The following is a 16,266-nucleotide window of genomic DNA, read 5'->3' as shown; positions in this document are numbered from 1 at the left end:
ACCCAGTCCCCAGGTGGCCCGCGTTCCGTTCCGTCGCTCTGGGTCCCCGCCTGCGCGGAGACGCGGAAAGGGAGGCGTAGGACGAATGCGATCGGCGCAGCCGTTGAGCCGCGAGGGCGGCGCTGCTAGGCGCATTGCATCATGTCCAGCGATGCCCCTGCCCCAGCCGAAGCCGCCCCTGCCCCGTCCAACCGGAAACTGGGAAACCTCGCGCTCGTCTGGGATCATGTGCGCCGTTATCCCGGCCAGATCGCCGCGGCGCTCGGCGCGCTCAGCGTCACCTCGCTGGCGACGATCGCGATCCCTTATAGCTTCAAGCGGGTGATCGATCGCGGCTTCGGCCCCGGCGCGCACGGCGATGTCGCCAGCGCCTTCCATTATATGCTGATGATCGTCGCGGTGCTCGCTATCGCGACCGCGATCCGCTTCTATTTCGTCTCGTGGCTCGGGGAGCGCGTCGTCGCGGATATCCGCACCCGCGTGCAGCGCCATCTGCTCACGCTTACCCCGCGCTTCTTCGAGGAAAACCGCCCGTCGGAAATCGCCTCGCGGCTCACCGCCGATACCGCGCAGATCGAAAGCGTCGTCGGATCGACCGTCTCGGTCGCGCTGCGCAACCTGTTCACCGGCATCGGCGGGCTGATCTATCTGTTCGCGATCTCGCCGAAGCTGGCGGGGCTGCTGCTGCTCGGCATCCCGGTGGTGATCCTGCCGATCGTGCTGCTCGGCCGGCGGGTGCGCAGCTATTCGCGCACCTCGCAGGATCGCATCGCCGATGTCGGCGCGATGGCCACTGAAACGCTCGGCGCGATGAAGATCGTCCAGGCGTTCGGGCAGGAAGAGCGCGAAGCGCACCGCTTCTCCGACGCGGTCGAGGCGACGATGGCCGCCGCGCGCCGCCGCATCATGCTCCGCTCGGTGATGACCGCGATCGTCATCGGGCTGATCTTCGGCTCGATCACGCTCGTCCTGTGGGAAGGCGCGATCGACGTCGCCGCGGGGCGGATTTCGGGCGGGTCGATCGCCGCCTTCGTGCTGACCGGCGGGATCGTCGCCGGCGCGTTCGGCGCGCTGACCGAGGTTTACGGCGAGCTGCTGCGCGGCGCGGGCGCCGCCGGGCGCCTCGCCGAATTGCTCGCCGAAAAGCCCGAGATCGCTGCTCCCCCCGCGCCTTTACTGCTGCCGCTCCCGCCGCGCGGCGCGGTGACCTTCGATCATGTCGAATTCCGTTACCCGACCCGCCGCGAAACCGCGGCGCTGCACGATTTCAGCCTGTCGATCGCGCCGGGCGAGACGGTGGCGGTGGTCGGCCCGTCGGGCGCGGGCAAGACGACCTTGTTCCAGCTCATCCAGCGTTTCTACGATCCCGACAATGGACGGGTGCTGATCGACGGGATCGATCTCAGGGAGACCGATCCCGCCGGGATTCGCTCGCGGATCGCGATGGTGCCGCAGGAGACGGTGATTTTCGCCGCCTCGGCGCGCGACAACCTCCGCTACGGCCGCTGGGACGCCAACGATAGCGAATTGTGGGACGCCGCCGAAGCCGCCAATGCCGCCGACTTCCTCCGCGGGCTGCCGCAGGGGCTCGATACCTATCTCGGCGAGGGCGGCGCACGGCTCTCGGGCGGGCAGCGCCAGCGGGTCGCGATCGCGCGCGCCTTGCTGCGCGATGCGCCGATCCTGCTGCTCGACGAGGCGACCAGCGCGCTCGATGCGGAGAGCGAATTGCTCGTCCAACAAGCGCTCGAGCGGCTGATGGTCGACCGCACGACGCTCGTCATCGCGCACCGGCTCGCGACGGTGCGCGCGGCGGGGCGGATCGTGGTGATGGACGACGGCCGGATCGTCGAAGAGGGCACCCATGCCGCGCTGATGAAGCAAGGCGGGCTCTATGCGCGGCTCGCCAGCCTGCAATTCAGCGAAGCGGCATAGCGCCGCCCCGACCTTTCTGCTCTAACCTGTGCCGCACGGCATAAGGGAGAGCAGCAATGGCCCGCGAATTCGACGTCATCGTCTATGGCGCCACCGGTTTTACGGGGCGGCTCGTCGCGGAATATCTCCAGGAGGCCTATGGCACCGCCGGGCCGAAATGGGCGATGGCGGGGCGCTCGCTGAGCAAGCTGCAGGAAGTCCGCGACGAAATGGGCATCGCGGCGGACGTGCCGCTGGTCACCGCCAATTCGGACGATCCCGCCAGCCTCGCCGCGATGGCCGAGCGCGCGACGGTGGTGATCTCGGCGGTCGGGCCATATCAGCTTTACGGCAGCGATCTCGTCGCGGCCTGCGCGGCGACGGGCACCGCTTATGTCGATCTGTGCGGCGAGCCGGCCTGGATGCGCAAGATGATCGACGCGCACGAGGCGACCGCCAAGGCGAGCGGCGCGCGGATCGTCTTTTCCTGCGGGTTCGATTCGATCCCGTTCGATCTCGGTGTGCTGACCTTGCAGGAGGCGGCGATCAAGCGCTTCGGCCGCCCCGCGCCGCGCGTCAAATGCCGCGTCCGCACGATGAAGGGCAAATTCTCCGGCGGCACCGCGGCGAGCCTCAAGGCAACGCTGGCGGCAGCGGCGCGCGATCCCTCGCTCGTCGCGCTGCTGACCAGCCCGTTCGCGCTGACCCCGGGGCATAGCGGGCCGCACCAGCCGACCGGGCTGATCCCCGAATATGATTCGACGATCGCCGCCTGGGTCGCGCCGTTCATCATGGCGCCGATCAACACCAAGAACGTCCACCGCACCAATTTCCTGCTCGGGCAGAAATATGGCGCCGATTTCGTCTATGACGAGATGATCGTCGCCGGGCTCGGCGATGTCGGCAAGGCGGCCGCCGAGGCGCTCGCCAAGATCAACCCGCTCGCCGGCGACAAAGGCCCCAAGCCCGGCGAAGGCCCCTCGAAAGAGGAGCGCGACAGCGGGCATTATGACGTGCTGTTCATCGGGCTGATGCCCGACGGCGCGCGCGTCGACGCGGTCGTCACCGGCGATCGCGATCCGGGTTACGGCTCGACCAGCAAGATGCTCGCGGAAAGCGCGCTTTGCCTCGTCGAGGACGTGAAGGGTGCGGGCGGGATCTGGACCCCGGGCGCGCTGATGGGCGACGCGCTGGTCAAACGGCTGGTCGCCAAGGCGGGGATGACCTTCGCCGCGGGGTGACGCTCGCCTTCGCGGGGACACAAAAAAGACACTAACGTCCCAGCGCGATCGCCCCTGCCGCGGCGAAGCCGGTGAGCGCGATCACGCCGAGCAGCCGCGCCAGTTCCTCCTTGCGGAAATCGGCCAGCGCGCGTTCGTCGAGCCACCAATGCCCTTCCGCCGCCGCGACGATCGCGCCGAAGCGCGTCATGCGACGGAACATGCGCTTCTGCGCGCGCCCCTCGGGCTCGAACGCGATCGCGCGATCCGCGCTGGTCGCCTTCGCCGCGGTGAAATGGGTGACGATCGCTGCTTGCGCGCGGATCGCGACGCGCTCGGCGATACGGCCGACGATGTTCATCCTACCTCCTGCGCCCCTGATGTCGGATATTGGCGGGGCGACCGCGCCGCTTGATCTCGCGCCGCGGCCCCGCCCCGCGCGACGGCGGCAGCGCGCCCTTCCCCTCGGGCAGCTCGAAGCGCAGCGCGCCCGACACCGGATTGGCCTCGGCAAGCCGCAGCGACAGCCGCTGACCCAGCGCATATTCCTCGCCGCTGGTCTCGCCGACCAGCCGCCGCGCCGCCTCGTCGAAGCGGAAATATTCGCCGCCCAGATCGCGCACCGGCATCAGCCCGTCGCCGCCGACCCCGTCGACCGTGGCGAAGAAACCGAAATTGGCTACCCCGGTGATCCGCGCCTCGACCGTCTCGCCGACGCGCTCGGCAAGATAGGCCGCGACATAACGGTCGATCGTGTCGCGCTCCGCCTCCATCGCGCGGCGTTCGAGCCGGCTGATCGTCTCGCCGACGCGTTCGAAATCCTCGTCGCCGTTGAGCCCGCCGTCGCCGAGGCCATAGGCCGAGACGAGCGCGCGATGCACCATGAGGTCCGCATAACGCCGGATCGGCGAGGTGAAATGCGCATAGCTGCCCAGCGCGAGCCCGAAATGGCCGTGGTTGGCGGGGGCGTAATAGGCCTGGGTCTGGGTGCGCAGCACCTGTTCCATCACCTGCGGGCGGAAATCGGCGTCGCCGACCCGCTCGATGATGCGGTTGAAGGTCGCCGGCTTGATCACCTGCCCGAGCGCGAAAGGCACCCCGAAGGTTTCGAGATAATCCTTGAGCGCGACCAGTTTCTCGCGCGCCGGCGGCTCGTGGACGCGGTACATCACCGGGGCCTTCTTCACCTCCAGCGCGCGCGCCGCGGCGACATTGGCAGCAACCATATAATCCTCGATCAGCCGGTGCGCATCGAGCCGCTCGCGCGGCGCGACCGACATGATCCGCCCCTTCTCGTCGAGCACCACGCGGCGCTCGGGCAGATCGAGTTCGAGCGGTTCGCGCTTGTCGCGCGCCGCGGCGAGCGCACGCCAGCAGGCCCAGAGCGGTTCGAGCGCCTCGAACATCGGCCCCGCGCCGGCATCGATCGTCGCCTGCGCATCCTCATAAGCGATATTGGCCGCGATCCGCACCACCGCGCGGGTGAAACGCCACGATTTGAGCGCGCCGCCCTTCGTCACCTGCAGATGGCAGACGAGCGCGGCGCGATCCTCGCCGTGCTTGAGCGAGCAGACATCGGCCGACAATATCTCCGGCAGCATCGGCACGACGCAATCGGGGAAATAGACCGAATTGCCGCGCGATCGGGCCTCGCGGTCGAGCGCCGACCCGGGGCGGACGTAGAAGCTGACATCGGCGATCGCGACGATCGCCTGCCACCCGCCGTCATTGGCCGGATCGTCGTCGGGCGCGGCCCATACCGCGTCGTCGTGGTCGCGCGCATCGGCAGGATCGATCGCGACGATCGGCAGATGCGTCAGATCCTCGCGATCTTCGCCGAGCGGCTGGCGCGCGACGCGGACCGCCTCATCGAGCGCGGCCTCGGCGAATGTGTCGGGGATATCGAATTGGTGGATCGCGATCAGCGAGAAGCTGCGCGGCGCGAAAGGATCGCCCAGCTTCTGCACCACCCGCGCAGTGAAGCGCGGCGGGCGCCCGGCACGCTCGGCGAGCACGAGATCGCCGGCCACCGCCCCGCCCGCATCGGAGACGGGAAATTCGCGGCGTTCCTTCTTCTCCACGCCCTGCAACCACAAACGGTCGCCCTCGCCGCGCAGCACGCCGATCAGTTGCTCGGACGAGGGCGCGAGCGCCTTCATCGGATGCGCGATCCAGCCGTTCCCCGCCTCCTCGGTCCGCGCGAGGATGCGTGCGCCGACGCCGAGCGCGCCGCGCTTGCGCTCGCGCACCCGGAGCCGCGGCGGCGGGGTCTCCGCTTCCCAGCGCTCGGGCACCGCCCAGACATTGCCGCCGTCGTCGACATCGGCAACGCGCAGCACCGTCACCTTGGGTACCCCGCCCATGCGATGAAACGCGCGGCCCGGCGCCGAATCGATCAGCCCCTCGTCGGCCATGTCCTTGAGCAGCGCCTTGAGCGCGATCTTTTCCTGCGCGGTGAGGCCGAAGGCGCGCGCGATTTCGCGCTTGCCGGCGGGGCTCTCGCTCGACGTGATGAAATCCAGGATCTGCTGGCGGGTCGGCAAGCCGGCCTTCGGTTTTCGCATCCGTCGGAAATAGGGACGAAACGCGCCAGCGTCACGCACCAAGCGGATAAATCCCCGCCGGGTTGCCCCCGCGCCGCGTCCCGGCAAGCGGCACTTCCTTACAATTACGCACTAAGATTTTGATAAATATAGATACTGCTGCAATCTCCACGCAAAATTAAGCTTGATCCCTAACCTGATTCCAACCCGCCTTCGCTATCTGCGCCGCTATGGGAAGACTTCATCACGCTGCACGGAGCGCCGATGACGCGGCGCCCCCGACACTGCGCGACCTGTTGGCGCTGGCGCCGACAAGCGATCAGATCGTCGACGCGGCGCGTGCGCGCACCCTCGGCGAGACCCGCGCGATCTGGCCGATCGCGGTGGCGGTATTGGTGTTCGGCCCGATCGCGACGCTCGGCCGCGACCTGTTCGACCGCGCCAATATCGGGCTGGTATTCGATGCCGGCGCGCTCGCCGCGCTGCTCGGGCTGGCGATCTGGGGCATTCTTACCCTGCCCGTGGCCAAGACGCGCCCGCCGCATCAGCGCATCGCGGCGATCGCTGTCCTCGCGATCGGCCTGGGCGTGACGCTGTCGCTGCTGCTGAACGGCGCGCAGACGCTGACCGCGGCCCCGATCCGGCTGGCGGCATTCGTCTCGGCATTCGGCGGGATCATCGTCGTCGCGGTCGCGCTCCACGCCATTCGCGCGGCGAGCATCGCCTTTGCGGTCACGCTCGCGGCGATGGTGGTAGTGTCCGCGGGGCTGGGCCTCGCCTTTCTGATCAGCGCGCTGCTCGCGGCGATCTTCACCGCGGGGATGCTCCGCGTCGCGTCGCGGCAATTGGACGAGCTGGCGACCCAGGCCGCCGAGCGCGACGCCGATCGCCTCGCCTCGCGGCTGGTCGGCGAGTTCGAGGCGCACGGCAGCGGCTGGTTCTGGCAGACCGACCGGATGGGCAACCTCACCTATCTCACGAGCAAGGTCGCCGACGAGCTGAAGCGGATGGGGGTGTCGCCGATCGGCGAGCGGCTGGTGAACATCTTCCGCGTCGATTCGAAGCTCGCCGAGACCGAGCGCACGCTGACCTTCCACCTTTCGTCGCGCACCAGTTTCTCCGATTATTCGGTGCGCCCGGCGTTCGATGCGACGCTCGATCGCTGGTGGTCGATCTCGGGCCGTCCGATCCTCGACGAGCTCGGCTGCTTCCAGGGCTTCATCGGCTCCGGTTCGGATCTGACCGAAAAGCGCCGCGCCGAGGCCGAGATCACCCGGCTGGCGCTGTTCGACAGCCTTACCGGGCTCGCCAACCGCCAGCGGATGCGGCTGTCGCTCGAAAAGACGCTCGCGTCGCATCGCAGCGCGCCGGGCGCGACCAGCCTGTTCCTGCTCGATCTCGATCGCTTCAAGGCGGTCAACGACACGCTCGGGCATCAGGTGGGCGACGAATTGCTCAAGCAGGTCGCGCATCGCTTGCAGCGCACGGTGGGGGATTCGGGGCTGGTCGGGCGGCTGGGCGGCGACGAATTCCAGGTCGTCCTGCCGCGCGAAGGCGATCGCGCGCGGCTGGCGGCGATGGCGCAGGACATTATCGCCGCTTTGTCCGAGCCCTATTTCATTTCGGGTACGACGCTGTCGATCGGCTGCTCGATCGGCATCGCCAATGCCCCCGATCACGGCGAGGACCCCGAGACGCTGGTGCGCAACGCCGATCTCGCGCTTTACGCGGCCAAGGCGGACGGGCGTGGCATCCACCGCTTCTACCGCCCCGAATTGCTCGCCGGAGCGCAGAACCGCAAGCAATTGGAGGACGATCTCCGCCAGGCGCTGGCGAGCGACGAATTCCACCTCACCTATCAGCCGGTGGTCTCGACCGCCGACGAACGGATCGTCGGCTATGAGGCGCTGTTGCGCTGGGATCACCCGGCACGCGGACCGATCAGCCCGGCCGAATTCGTGCCGGTGGCGGAGGAATGCGGGCTGATCGAGCAGATCGGCGAATGGGTGTTGCGCACCGCCTGCGCTGAGGCCGCGCACTGGCCGGAGGATGTGCGCGTCGCGGTCAACGTCTCGCCGATCCAGTTCGCCAATCCGGTGCTCCCCGCGATCGTCACCAGCGCGGTCGCGGCATCGGGGATCGCGCCGCACCGGCTGGAGCTGGAGATCACCGAGGGGGTGTTCCTCGACGAAAGCGCCTCGACCGACTTCATGTTCCGCACCTTGAAGGGGATCGGCGTGCGGCTGGCGCTCGACGATTTCGGCACCGGCTATTCGAGCCTCGGCTATCTGAAGAAGGCGCCGTTCGACAAGATCAAGATCGACCAGACCTTCGTCCGCGGCGCCGTCCAGCCCGGCAACCGCAACGCCGCGATCATCAAGGCGATCGTGACGCTGGCCGAGACCCTGGGGATGGAAACCACCGCCGAGGGGGTCGAGCAGCAGGACGAGATCGCGCTGATCCGCGAGCTGGGGTGCAGCCACATCCAGGGCTTCGTCTACGGCAAGCCCGCGCGTGCCGGCGATGTCGCCGAGCAGCTCAAGGCGGCGGCGGGGCGTGCGCTCGCGATCGGGCACCGCACCAGCCGCGCGCCGCGCACCTCGATCCTGCGCACCGCGCGGCTCGAGATCGGCGACGAGGCGGGCAATATCCGCATCCGCAACATCTCCACCACCGGCGCGCTGATCGACGGGGTCGATTTCCCCGCCGAAGCGGTCGGCGCCGACGTGCTGATCGAATTGCTCGACAACGAGCTGTTCGCCGCGACGATCCGCTGGGCCAGCGACGGCCGCGCGGGGCTGCAATTCGCCGAGGCGTTCGACATCGACCGGCTCGGCCAGAGCGCGCCGGCGGAGAATCGCAAGCGCACCGCGACGGGGTGATTCCCCTCTCCCCCTCCCTGGTGAAGGGAGGGGCTGGGGATGGGTGGGTATAAGGCGCGCGGACCGGTAACCTCGCAGGCCAACCCACCCCCGACCCCTCCTTCGTTCAAGGGAGCGGAGAAGCGTAACAGCCAATTTTGGTGGACGAGCGCTTTACCCTTTCCACCGAAAATTTTTTAAATTTGCCAATTCGCGCTTGCCTTCCCGGAAAGCGGCTCAAGTCCGCGCGTCGCGATTCACGCGATCGGCGAAACCCCGGCGAACTGCGCCGAAGCGCCCGGTGCGGGCCCATTTACGCTCTTGCGCCCCGCGCGCGATTCCCACAATCTGTTGGGGTTGAGTTCGGGGGACGACCCAATCGCTGGTAGAACCGTGTCCGCAATGCTATATTGCGGGGTGGCCTTTCGCGCGCTTTTTTAGGCAGCGCCGGTCACATCGGTCAGAGCGCGGCGGCTCGCCCCGGTGTAGATAGACGAGGGAATGGCGGCGATGGATTTCAGAGACTCGAGCGAGGCAGGTATGGCGACCGAGACACTGGAAGCGACGAGCGGCGCGGGCACCGGCGACAGCGCGACCCCGCGCGCGCCCTTTCCGGTCGAGGTCGATCACGCGCGCGACGCGCTGCTTACCGATTTCGGCAAGGATACGCTCAACGACCGCTATCTGCTGCCGGGCGAATCCTATCAGGATCTGTTCGTCCGCGTCGCCTCGGCCTATGCCGACGATGCCGCGCATGCGCAGCGGCTCTACGACTATATCTCGCGGCTGTGGTTCATGCCGGCGACGCCGGTGCTGTCGAACGGCGGCACCGGGCGCGGCCTCCCGATCTCCTGCTATCTCAATTCGGTGCCCGACAGCCTCAACGGCATCGTCGACACCTGGAACGAGAATGTCTGGCTCGCCTCGCGCGGCGGCGGGATCGGCACCTATTGGGGCAATGTGCGCGGGATCGGCGAGCCGGTCGGGCTCAACGGCAAGACCAGCGGGATCATCCCCTTCGTCCGCGTGATGGACAGCCTGACGCTCGCGATTTCGCAGGGCTCGCTGCGCCGCGGCTCGGCCGCCTGCTATCTCGACATCTCGCACCCGGAGATCGAGGAATTCCTCGAGATCCGCAAACCTTCGGGCGACTTCAACCGCAAGGCGCTCAACCTGCACCACGGCGTGCTGATCCCCGACGCCTTCATGGAAGCGATGCGCGACGGCGCCGAATGGGAGCTGAAATCGCCCAAGGACGGCTCGGTGCGCGGCAAGGTCGACGCGCGCGCGCTGTTCCAGAAGCTGGTCGAAACCCGGCTGGCGACCGGCGAGCCGTATATCGTGTTCGCCGATCACGTGAACAAGAACATGCCCAAGCATCACCGCGATCTCGGGCTCAAGGTTTCCACCTCGAACCTGTGCAGCGAGATCACGCTGCCGACCGGGGTCGATCATCTCGGCAACGATCGCACCGCGGTGTGCTGCCTCTCCTCGCTCAACCTCGAAACCTGGGACGAGTGGAAGGACGACAAGAATTTCATCGAGGACGTGATGCGTTTCCTCGACAATGTGCTGAGCGATTATATTGAGCGCCACGAGCCGGGGATGGAGCGCGCGGCCTATTCCGCCGGGCGCGAGCGTTCGGTCGGGCTCGGCGTGATGGGGTTCCACTCGTTCCTCCAGGCGCGCGGGCTGCCGTTCGAAGGCGCGATGGCCAAATCCTGGAACCTGCGCATCTTCAAGCATATCAAGGCGCAGGTCGATGAAGCGTCGATGCAGCTCGCGGTCGAGCGCGGCCCCTGCCCCGACGCCGCCGACATGGGGGTGATGGAGCGGTTCAGCTGCAAGATGGCGATCGCGCCGACCGCGTCGATCTCGATCATCTGCGGCGGCACGTCCGCCTGCATCGAGCCGATTCCGGCCAATATCTATACCCACAAGACGCTCTCGGGCTCGTTCGTGGTCAAGAACCCCTATCTCGAGAAATTGCTGGTCGAGAAGGCGAAGAACACCGATGCGGTGTGGAATTCGATCCTCGAACAGGGCGGGTCGGTCCAGCACCTCGATTTCCTGACGCAGGAAGAGAAGGATTGCTTCAAGACCTCGTTCGAGATCGATCAGCGCTGGCTGCTCGAACTGGCGGGGGATCGCGCGCCGTTCATCGATCAGGCGCAGTCGCTCAACCTGTTCATCCCGGCCGATGTGGAGAAATGGGATCTGCTGATGCTCCACTATCGCGCGTGGGAGCTGGGGATCAAATCGCTCTATTACCTCCGCTCGAAATCGGTCCAGCGCGCCGGGTTCGCCGGCGGGGTCGAGGCGGACAATACGATCGAGAAGCCCAAGTTCGAACTGGCCGAGACCACCGATTACGACGAGTGCCTCGCCTGCCAGTAAGGCGGGTGGAGACGCCCCCTATTCCGTCATTCCCGCGAAGGCGGGAATCCATTCGCGCTGCGGTCGCGTTTCTATCGCATGGGCCAGCCAGAATGGATTCCCGCCTTCGCGGGAATGACGTTTAAGCAAAACCCGTTCGCCCTGAGCTTGTCGAAGGGCTGTCCTTCTTCCTTGCGAAGAAAAGTACAGGGCTTCGACAAACTCAGCCCGAACGGGGAGGTGGTTCCGATTTAACCGAAACCGCTCAGTCGCTCTCCGCCGGCAGCATCACCCGCATCGCCAGGATCGCGACCACCGCGACCGCCGCGCCGAGCAGCATGTCCGCCAGATAATGCGTCCCCTCCACCGGGGTGGAGAGCAGCATCGCGACGTTGAGCGCGACGATCGGCGCGCGCAGTTCGCGGCGCGGCCAGGCCGCGGCGATATACAGCACCGCCGCCGCGGTGTGGAAGCTCGGCGCCGAGACGATCCCGCGCAAATGCCCGAGATCGACCCAATGCACCTGATGCGCGCGCAGCGCGGGGATCAGCGACTGCTGCCATTGCTCGCTTTCGGGCAGATAAGGCAGCGGGCCGTGCCACAGGTAGGACAGGGGCCCGATCGCCGGCATCAGCGGATAGAGCGCCAGCGTCAGGATCGCCGCGACCCAGAAGGTCAGCAGGAAGCGATGCGCCGCGGCGCGCTCCCCGGTCCAGGCGAACCAGCCGAGCAGGATCGCCGGGGTGAGATAGATGCTGCGATACGCCGCCAGCCCGAGCCATTGCAGCGGGCGGTGATCGGCGACCAGCCGATACCAGGCGAGCCAGTCGAACCCCAAAGCCGCGTCGATGCGTTGCAGCGCGGCATCGTGCATCCCGCTGGTCAGCGCCGCGATCGGATAGGCGGCGGTCGCCCCGGTCAGCGCGATGAGCATGAAGGCGCCGTAGGATTCGGCGCAATCGGCGATCGCCTGCCCGTAACGCGGGATCCACCGCCCGGCACCGAGCCGCAACGGGATCAGCACCGCGGCGACAACGTAATAAGGCAGGATGCCGCGGCTCGCCGGATCGATCACCAGCCCGGCGGCGTACATCATCGCGGTGAGCGCCGCGAAGCCGGCAAAGAGACAGGCGAACAGCGCCCAGCCATAGCCTCGCGGGGAAGTGGAAGTCGATAATGCCAGCGCGTCCTGCGCCTGCGTGGGCCGCAGCGGCGCAATGGCGGATGTGGATGACTTCAACGGCAGCGCCCTAGGGTCCAAACTCACTCAGGACAGCCCCGTGATCGCCCGGAGAAGTCCGCTGGCAAGGAGCGCAGCGCAGACGCGTAGCAGATGCTACGCGCAAGCAAGCGACGCCGTCCAGCGGACTTCTCCGGGCGACCGCCCTGCGGCGGGCGGCTTTTGACGCCATGCGGCGTCCCTCGTCGGTCACGATGCATCAGCATCGCTCCCTCCTTGCTCCTTGCCTGGCGCCAAAATCCGCTCCGTCACGGGGTTGTCCTGAGTGAGTTTGGGCCCTGAGGAGGCGTCCGCCTCGGCCCGATATGGTTTCTGTCGGGTGAATGCGCGCGGCGCAGCCTATTGTCACCCGGAAAAGACTCCGTCCACCGCAAAACAGCCTGTTAAGCACCACTTCGTTGCATCGCTGTGACATGGCGGCGACACCCGCCCGTCGCGCGAAAACATCGCCGCTCCCCGGTTGACTCGGCCGCGCGCCGGGCGCAGGGGCGGCCGCGTCGGCGCTCCCCGCCGGCAGATCAGGAACCCGCAACGCAATGCCAAGCGACAGTAAAAGTCGATTGTACGCGCCATCGGAGGCGCCCGGCCGGGCCTGATCGCGTCAGTCTCGCCCAAGGGCACCGCCGGTGGCGTCCCAACGAGGTGAGACATGGATTTCGTACCACAGACCGCACGCGGCCTGCTGAGCCTGTCGCGCCAATGGCGCGGGAGAGTCGCGCCGAGCTGGGCCGACGCGATCGCCTTTCTGCTGCTCGCCGGCGGCGCGGTGCTGGTGATCCGCGGCGCGGAGGGGATGATCGCCCCGCTGTCGCGGCTGCATATCGCGCCGGTGACGCTCGATCCCGCCAATCTGCCGGGCTATGCGCTGCGCACCACGCTTCGGATGTTCGCCGCGCTCGGTGCGAGCCTCGTCTTCACCTTCGTCGTCGCGACGCTCGCCGCCAAGAGCCGGCGCGCGGGGATGGTGATCGTCCCCGCGCTCGATATCCTGCAATCGGTGCCGATCCTCGGCTTCCTCACCTTCACCGTCACTTTCTTCATGGGGCTGTTCCCGGCGAGCCAGCTCGGCGTCGAGCTGGCGGCGATCTTCGCCATCTTCACCAGCCAGGCGTGGAACATGGCATTCAGCTTCTATCAGTCGCTGCGCTCGGTGCCCAACGACCTCGAGGAAGTCGCGGACAGTTTCGCGCTCTCGCCGTGGCGGCGCTTCATCCGGCTCGACCTGCCCTTCGCCACCCCGGCCTTGGTGTGGAATGCGATGATGTCGATGTCGGGCGGCTGGTTCTTCGTCGTCGCGTCGGAGGCGATCAGCGTCGGCGATACGCGGATCATGCTCCCCGGAATCGGTTCGTACCTCGCACTGGCGATCGACCGACAGGATTTCGTCAGCGTCGGCTGGGCGGTCGCGGCGATGGCGGTGGTGATCCTGCTCTACGACCAGTTCGTGTTCCGCCCGGTGGTGGTGTGGGCCGATCGCTTCCGCTTCGAGCAGACCGCGAGCGCGCACCGCCCGCGCTCCTGGGCCTATGACCTGTTCCGCCGTACCCGGCTGTTGCCGGTGATCTTCGCCCCGCTGACCGCGCTGGGGCAGGCGCTGATGACGCTCGATCGCCGCCCGGCGCAACGTGCCCAGCGCGCGCGCACAGGCCGCGCAGAAACCGGCCGCTGGCTGTGGTTCGCATTGGTCGCCGGCGCGGTCGGCTGGGCGGTGTGGCTGATCGCCGGCTATGTCGCGCACAATCTGTCGGCCGGCGACGTGCTGCGCGCCTTCGGGCTCGGGGTGATCACGATGGTCCGCGTGCTCGTGCTGATCGCGCTCGCCAGCCTGATCTGGGTGCCGATCGGGGTGTGGATCGGGCTGCGTCCGCGCTGGGCCGAGCGGCTCCAGCCGGTCGCGCAATTCCTCGCCGCCTTTCCCGCCAACGTGCTGTTCCCGTTCGCGGTGATCGCGATCGTCCACTGGCACCTCAGCCCCGATATCTGGCTGTCGCCGCTGATGGTGCTGGGGACGCAATGGTATATCCTGTTCAACGTCATTGCGGGCGCGAGCGCGATCCCCAACGATCTGCGCGAGGCGGCGGGGATGTTCGGCGTGAGGCGCTGGCAATGGTGGCGCAGCCTCGCGATCCCCGGCATCTTCCCTTATTATGTCACCGGCGCGCTGACCGCCTCGGGCGGGTCGTGGAACGCCAGCATCGTCGCCGAGCTGGTGATGTGGGGCAATCAGAAGCTCACCGCGACCGGGCTCGGCGCCTATATCGCGCAGGCCACCGCCGACGGCGATTTCCCGCGCGTGACGCTGGGCATCGCGGTGATGTCGATCTTCGTCATCGGGTTCAACCGGCTGCTGTGGCGGCCGCTCTACGCTTACGCCGACCGCCGGTTGCGGCTCGGCTGACCAGAGGAGACGCAATCATGGCCACCCTCGCCCGCCTCCCCGCCGCCGCCCCGCTCGTCACCGTCGCGGGGGTCCGCCACCATTATGGCAAGAGCACCGGCGACCTTCTGGTGCTCGACAATGTCGATCTGACGCTCAACGAGGGCGAGGTCGTCGGGCTGCTCGGCCGCTCGGGCTCGGGCAAGTCGACCCTGCTGCGCTCGATCGCCGGGCTGATCGCGCCGAGCGAGGGCGAGATCCGCTTCGAGCCGCAGCTCGACGGCAGCGCCCCGAGCGTCAGCATGGTGTTCCAGACCTTCGCGCTGTTCCCGTGGCTTACCGTGCTGCAAAATGTGGAACTGGGGCTGGAGGCGCAGCGCGTCCCCGCCGAGGAGCGCCGCACCCGTGCGCTGGCCGCGATCGACCTGATCGGGCTCGACGGCTTCGAGAACGCCTATCCCAAGGAATTGTCGGGCGGGATGCGCCAGCGCGTCGGCCTCGCGCGCGCGATCGTCGTCAATCCCTCGCTGCTGCTGATGGACGAGCCCTTTTCGGCGCTCGACGTGCTGACCGCCGAGACGCTGCGCACCGATCTGCTCGATCTGTGGTCCGAAGGGCGGATGCCGATCAAGTCGATCCTGATCGTCACCCATAATATCGAGGAAGCGGTGCTGATGTGCGACCGCATCCTTGTCTTCGCCTCCAATCCCGGGCGGATCGCGGCGGAGATCAAGGTCGATCTACCCCAGCCGCGCGACCGGCTCGATCCGGCGTTCCGCGCGTTGGTCGAGGATATCTATGCCCGCATGACCGCGCGCACCGCGGCGCAACCGGCGCGCGACGGGCTGTTCCCGGGCACGGGCATCTCGATGGTGCTGCCGGTCGTCTCGACCAACGCGCTCGCCGGGCTGATCGAGGAGGTCGACGCCACCCCGTTCGACGGCCGCGCGGCGATGGCCGATCTGTCCGATCAGCTCCAGCTCGAGATCGACGACCTGTTCCCGATGGCGGAAACGCTGCAATTGATGCGCTTCGCCGATCTGTCGGGGGGCGATCTTTTGCTCACCCCGGCGGCGCGGCGCTATGCCCAGGCCGATACCGACGCGCGCAAGGCGATCTTCGCGCAGGCGCTGGTCCAGCATGTCCCGCTCGCCCAGCACATCCGCCGCATCCTCGACGAACGCCCGAGCCACACCGCCCCCGCGCGGCGCTTCCGCGACGAGCTGGAGGACCATATGTCCCCCGATTATGCCGACGAGACGCTGCGCGCGGTGACGCACTGGTGCCGCTATGCCGAATTGTTCGCCTATGACGAGGATGCGGACGAATTCAGCCTCGACAATCCGATCTGATCTCCTTCGCCGCTCTTCTTCTCCCCTCCCTTGAACAAGGGAGGGTCGGGGATGGGTTGGCCTGCGAGGAAGCGTATCGGTGCCCCCCACCCCCCACCCCCCTCCCTTCCCTTCTCCAGGAAGGGGAGAGGAAGGGGCGCGCCCTTGATCCTGGAACAAATCGGGAATATATAGACCGTACCGGCTATATCGCGCCTGTGCGCCGCGTTCGCCCACTAGGGATAGTGTTATCCCCAGAAAAAATCGGTGAGCCGATCCTTTTAGGCATTGGACGCGGGGGCCGGTCGGGTTAAGCTCCATCCGGTGGCAGGGACGTCGGGATATTCCCTTCGTCCGCCGGGGGGCAGGTCATTGGGAAAGCGACAGAAAATGCGTATGCCCAA

9 protein-coding genes are annotated in these 16,266 nt (G+C 67.4%); 6 read left to right on the top strand and 3 right to left on the bottom strand.

Going from position 1 to position 16,266, the window contains the following annotated elements:
• Positions 1-141 precede the first annotated feature (141 nt).
• Positions 142-1,935 carry an ABC transporter transmembrane domain-containing protein gene (locus BGN95_RS01615; protein ID WP_286771423.1) on the top strand — a complete coding sequence of 598 codons (1,794 nt, stop codon included), beginning with the start codon at positions 142-144 and terminating at the stop codon, positions 1,933-1,935.
• A 56-nt stretch (positions 1,936-1,991) separates the two neighbouring features.
• Positions 1,992-3,155 (top strand): saccharopine dehydrogenase family protein, encoded by a 1,164-nt coding sequence (locus tag BGN95_RS01610; RefSeq protein WP_286771422.1) that lies wholly within the window; start codon positions 1,992-1,994, stop codon positions 3,153-3,155.
• A 31-nt stretch (positions 3,156-3,186) separates the two neighbouring features.
• On the opposite strand, the gene BGN95_RS01605 is transcribed toward BGN95_RS01610, so the two are convergent.
• The gene (locus BGN95_RS01605) at positions 3,187-3,495 is read right to left on the bottom strand and encodes a hypothetical protein (RefSeq protein WP_265313658.1); all 309 of its coding nucleotides are present in this window, start codon (positions 3,493-3,495) and stop codon (positions 3,187-3,189) included.
• Between the two features lies 1 nt (position 3,496).
• Positions 3,497-5,698, bottom strand: a complete 2,202-nt coding sequence (locus tag BGN95_RS01600; protein ID WP_286771432.1) for a ribonuclease R family protein — start codon at positions 5,696-5,698, stop codon at positions 3,497-3,499.
• Positions 5,699-5,973: 275 nt separating this feature from the next.
• Between BGN95_RS01600 and BGN95_RS01595 the strand changes: the two genes are divergently transcribed.
• Positions 5,974-8,559, top strand: coding sequence for a putative bifunctional diguanylate cyclase/phosphodiesterase (locus BGN95_RS01595; protein WP_502688230.1), 2,586 nt, complete (start codon positions 5,974-5,976; stop codon positions 8,557-8,559).
• Positions 8,560-9,048: 489 nt separating this feature from the next.
• On the top strand, positions 9,049-10,935 hold the full coding sequence (locus BGN95_RS01590; protein WP_286771421.1) for a ribonucleoside-diphosphate reductase subunit alpha: 1,887 nt from the start codon (positions 9,049-9,051) through the stop codon (positions 10,933-10,935).
• Between the two features lie 244 nt (positions 10,936-11,179).
• On the opposite strand, the gene BGN95_RS01585 is transcribed toward BGN95_RS01590, so the two are convergent.
• Positions 11,180-12,154 (bottom strand): phosphatase PAP2 family protein, encoded by a 975-nt coding sequence (locus BGN95_RS01585; protein WP_265313660.1) that lies wholly within the window; start codon positions 12,152-12,154, stop codon positions 11,180-11,182.
• A gap of 649 nt (positions 12,155-12,803) precedes the next feature.
• On the opposite strand from BGN95_RS01585, the gene BGN95_RS01580 reads away from it, so the two are divergent.
• Both BGN95_RS01580 and BGN95_RS01575 read left to right on the top strand, forming a co-directional pair.
• The gene (locus BGN95_RS01580) at positions 12,804-14,552 is read left to right on the top strand and encodes an ABC transporter permease (RefSeq protein WP_286771420.1); all 1,749 of its coding nucleotides are present in this window, start codon (positions 12,804-12,806) and stop codon (positions 14,550-14,552) included.
• A 17-nt stretch (positions 14,553-14,569) separates the two neighbouring features.
• Positions 14,570-15,883 carry an ABC transporter ATP-binding protein gene (locus tag BGN95_RS01575; protein ID WP_265271512.1) on the top strand — a complete coding sequence of 438 codons (1,314 nt, stop codon included), beginning with the start codon at positions 14,570-14,572 and terminating at the stop codon, positions 15,881-15,883.
• The last annotated feature ends 383 nt before the right edge of the window (positions 15,884-16,266 follow it).

This window comes from Sphingomonas sp. 66-10, from assembly GCF_001897045.1.
Classification (GTDB): Bacteria; Pseudomonadota; Alphaproteobacteria; order Sphingomonadales; family Sphingomonadaceae; genus Sphingomonas; species Sphingomonas lycopersici.
Note: the sequence above shows the minus strand (reverse complement) of the source record. Positions and strands in the feature narration are given on the sequence as shown.

Bases quoted from the DNA above. Each gene is read 5' to 3' on its own strand.
- BGN95_RS01615 (WP_286771423.1), top strand. From the start codon at position 142: ATGTCCAGCGATGCCCCTGCCCCAGCCGAAGCCGCCCCTGCCCCGTCC.
- BGN95_RS01610 (WP_286771422.1), top strand. From the start codon at position 1,992: ATGGCCCGCGAATTCGACGTCATCGTCTATGGCGCCACCGGTTTTACG.
- BGN95_RS01605 (WP_265313658.1), bottom strand. From the start codon at position 3,495: ATGAACATCGTCGGCCGTATCGCCGAGCGCGTCGCGATCCGCGCGCAA.
- BGN95_RS01600 (WP_286771432.1), bottom strand. From the start codon at position 5,698: ATGCGAAAACCGAAGGCCGGCTTGCCGACCCGCCAGCAGATCCTGGAT.
- BGN95_RS01590 (WP_286771421.1), top strand. From the start codon at position 9,049: ATGGATTTCAGAGACTCGAGCGAGGCAGGTATGGCGACCGAGACACTG.
- BGN95_RS01580 (WP_286771420.1), top strand. From the start codon at position 12,804: ATGGATTTCGTACCACAGACCGCACGCGGCCTGCTGAGCCTGTCGCGC.
- BGN95_RS01575 (WP_265271512.1), top strand. From the start codon at position 14,570: ATGGCCACCCTCGCCCGCCTCCCCGCCGCCGCCCCGCTCGTCACCGTC.